Source organism: Mameliella sp. CS4, assembly GCF_019392335.1.
GTDB lineage: Bacteria > Pseudomonadota > Alphaproteobacteria > Rhodobacterales > Rhodobacteraceae > Antarctobacter.
Window position 1 is genome coordinate 1 of record NZ_JAHXRQ010000136.1, and the last position, 278, is coordinate 278.

Annotated in this window: 1 protein-coding gene; it reads left to right on the forward strand. The window is 71.2% G+C overall.

Going from position 1 to position 278, the window contains the following annotated elements:
• Positions 1-278 (forward strand): hypothetical protein (locus KZZ07_RS26850; RefSeq protein WP_219520012.1); only part of this gene is annotated, 278 nt, incomplete at both ends.

Below are 278 nucleotides of genomic sequence, written 5' to 3' on the forward strand. Positions count from 1 at the left end.
GCAAGGTCCGCGACCTCGTCGGATCGATCCCCGGCGTCGGCAAGATCATCACCGCCGGCAACCCGCTGACCTTCCTCCAGGAGGTCGGCAAGGCCACGGGCGTGATCGATCCGGACGTGCAGGGGCCGCCGGCGCCGCTGACCGTGAAGGTGCGCCCGAAGGGCCCGGACCGGTCGGCGGTGCTGCCATCGCTGCGCACGCCGCGCGCCCGGGAAAGCGGAGGATCCGAGAGCCTCGACGCGGTCGAAACCCTGATCAATCAGCTCGAGAAGGCCCGG